The 3,412-nt window shown below is 25.6% G+C and carries 3 protein-coding genes; all 3 read right to left on the reverse strand.

The window, feature by feature from the left end; genetic code table 11:
• Window positions 1-878 (reverse strand): glycosyltransferase family 1 protein (locus tag DIU01_RS04510; RefSeq protein ID WP_290832052.1); only part of this gene is annotated, 878 nt, incomplete at its 3' end.
• Window positions 865-2,139, reverse strand: coding sequence for a hypothetical protein (locus tag DIU01_RS04515; RefSeq protein ID WP_290832053.1), 1,275 nt, complete (start codon window positions 2,137-2,139; stop codon window positions 865-867). The genes DIU01_RS04515 and DIU01_RS04510, both read right to left, overlap by 14 nt.
• Window positions 2,132-3,412, reverse strand: a 1,281-nt coding sequence (locus DIU01_RS04520) for an oligosaccharide flippase family protein (protein ID WP_290832054.1), incomplete at its 5' end; no start/stop codon positions are given. The genes DIU01_RS04515 and DIU01_RS04520, both read right to left, overlap by 8 nt.

Raw genomic sequence — 3,412 nt, forward strand, 5'->3', positions numbered from 1 at the left:
CCAAAAGCCATAGATTCTAAAGGAGGAATTCCAAAACCTTCGGCAATTGATGGATAAACCGATAATTGAGCCGCTTTATTAATTAACAATAAATCTTGAAAGCTGATTTTGTTTAATTTAAATATCTTACTTTTTACTTCTTCTGAAAGTGATTTATAGTAATTATTGTATTCTTTATTTTCGATAGCTTCATCTCCTAAAAACACTAAATTATATTCTTTATAGTATTCTTTTTCTGCAAAAACTTTGAGTAATAAATGATGGTTTTTTCTTGGTTCCCATCGGCTTACAAATAAAAAATAGTTCTGAATACCAAATTTTTCTAAAACCTCTTTTTGTACAGTAACTTTATCATAACTTTCATAAAATGATGCTTCAACTGCATTTGGAGTAATATAAATGTTTTGCAAATTGAAATGATGCTCTATTCGCTTTTTAGAAAACTCGGAAACGGTTAAAACAATATCTGAATACTTCGCGCTGTATTTGTACAAGATCTTCTTTGAAACTTTGTAGATAAAAGGAAAATATTTTGGGTAATCTAAAAAGAGTACATCGTGTAAACTAACGATATATTTGCATCTTTTTAAAGGCGGAACAATGTATTGAAAATGAGCATAATCAATCTTGTGCTTTTTAATTATTTGAGGCAGTTCAACTAAAAGTCGGTAAAATTTATTTTTAGATTTAAATTTTATGTAATGTACATTTTCTTGTGTGCCAAATATTTCCTCAAGATTATAAGTATGAGAAACAAAATAAAAATTCTTTGTTTTGTCTTTAATTAGTTCAAGATAAATTCCTTTAACATAGGTTGTTGTACCTTGAAGTGATTGATCAAAAACGTGGCAATCAATAAGAATATTAGTGTTTTTCATCAATTAAATTATGGCTGGTTGTAGATAGTTCGTTTTCTCTTTTTATTAAAATTTCTCTGTAACACAATAAAAATCCAATTAAAATAGACTTGTTATCTAACTTAAGGTATAATCCCATAAAGACCCAATTGGAAACTATTAGAAAAATTGCAGAGCCAATTAATAAAAAATTAATGCTTTGAATTAATTGATTTTCAGACTTTTTGTGTTTTAATAATAAATAAATGAACAATAAAAGCAGTAGCACACCAATTAATCCCGATTTTAAAAATATCGTAGCAAAACCATTGTGAAGAATAGGAATATATTGAATGTATGCTCCATCATTTGACCATACTTCCCTTCCTAAATTTATAGTTGACCCTAATCCTTTGCCAAATAGAATTGTACTATCACCTTCATAAGTAACCTGCTTAAAAGTTAAAATATTTTCATACGATCGATAATTATCATTAAAATCTTTCCAATCATCTTTATTTATTTTTGTTTTAAATGGTTCTAATGGTGCAATTTTAATTTTATACAAAAAGGCTTCAATACCTTTACCTGTTCGCTGAGGATTTGAATAATAAATTGCAGCATAACCAGAAAAAACAACTATCAGAAAAGAAAAAATTATTGCCAGCGACTTCTTGTTCAATACAAAATATCCTTTGATTGCAATAAATAATATTATAAATTGTATGAAATTAGTTCTTGATAAGTATAAAAAACTTGACAAAGAAAGTATAGCAATAAATATATAGAGTGTTTTTTTTGAGTAATTAACGTTGAATTTTTTGTAAAACAACAATATAAGTAAAACATAAATTTCATAATCACTAAAGTAGCCACAATACTCTCTTAAAATATTTACTGTGATAGTGTGAAATTTTAAAAACGTAAAAAAAACTATTAATAGGTGTGAAGCAGCAATTATTACACCAGTATATATGATTAATGAAAGATGGCCAATGTTAATTTTTTTTGCGATTTGATATCCAACTAAAAGCCCAAGTATAGGCTTTAATAAATAGGCAATGTCTCTAAAAAAATTGTAGGTACTCTCATCGTTAAAAAAACTTACCATAAAAGCAATCATGAATATAGCTCCAAAACAAAATATATATTTTAAGATAGTGAAAGAATATTTATTGCTTAATGTTATAATTGCCGTTAACGACCATACTAGAAAAGTTAATTCATATATGTTCAAAAAAATTACAGTCACACAAGCAACATATAAAAGCTTATAAAAAGTGTCTTTGTAAATTTTAAGCATTTTTAATATTTGTTTTAATTGTCCCTCTTAAAACTAAAGCGTATGATACAATAATTAATAATTCAACAAATATAGTTGATAAAAAGGCTCCTTTTAAGCCTATATTTTTTAAAAAAAAGTACATTATTATTACATTTATAATTGTTGAAATAATAGTGATAATTATGTATATCTTATTTTTATTAAATGAGAAAATTAGTTGCTTTAATGCAAATGAAATTCCCATAAAAACTGGAATTAAAAGTCCAATTTTAAAATATTTGCTTAAAACGCTTATGTCTGAAACACTTACTTTAAAAAATGATAAAATTATTTCACTATTAAAGAAAAACAAAGTAACTAATAATAAGATAAAAAGGTAGTTAATACCATTAACAAGTTTCCATTTTAGAAATCCTTTATTTACATCTTCATAAATTTTCAAACATATTTCAGCATAAATAAAATTAAAAAACATTTGCAAATAAGTCCTGAAAATCATGATTACTTGATCAATAATTCTGTATTGTCCAGCAATAAAATCTCCGCACACAAAACTGATAATTATTATGGGTAAATATTGATAAAAAGAAAAAAACAATTGCGAAACTGTAAGTGAGAAATCCTCTTTTATCAAAGATACAGCATTTGCGATTGATGCATTTTTAAATGAAAAATTATTTCTTCTATATATCCAAATAAAGCCACACAAGCTTGCAATTATAGAACCTAATCCTATAAAAGCATTTACCAATATATAATCTTCCGGTTGCTTAATAAACAAAAATACTAATGTAACATATATAATTTTAGAGGATACATTAATAATTGAAATCCATTTAAAACTTTGAATTCCCTGAAAAAACCAAGTTGGATTAATAAATTGACCAATGACTATCAATAAACTTAGGAAAATTTGAAGTTTATCTTTTTCGAAAAATGGGATTAAAAAAATCAGTAATGTACAAATCAATAAAACGAGAAGGAGCAATAGTGATTTGGCAGTATATATTGTCAAAAAATGATGTTCTAAAATTTGTTTATTTTTCGAACATATTGAAACTTGTTTAGTTCCATTAATATATGAACTATAATCAACCAGCACAATAGCAATTAATGCAAATGAAAAACCTACTCCAATTTTTCCTAATCCAGATTCACCACATATCATAACAATATATGGAATTACTAAAAGAGGACTAATTATATTTATAGCCTGACCAAGCCCATAAATTCCAAAATCCTTTATCTTTTCTTTAGAAATAAATCTCATTATTGTTGCTTTGTATTTCTT

Source organism: Flavobacterium sp. (assembly GCF_003525665.1).
Taxonomy (GTDB): Bacteria; Bacteroidota; Bacteroidia; order Flavobacteriales; family Flavobacteriaceae; genus Flavobacterium.

What these genes read in the sequence shown, in the direction of transcription:
- DIU01_RS04515 (WP_290832053.1), bottom strand. Translation starts at nt 2,139, where the DNA reads ATGCTTAAAATTTACAAAGACACTTTTTATAAGCTTTTATATGTTGCT.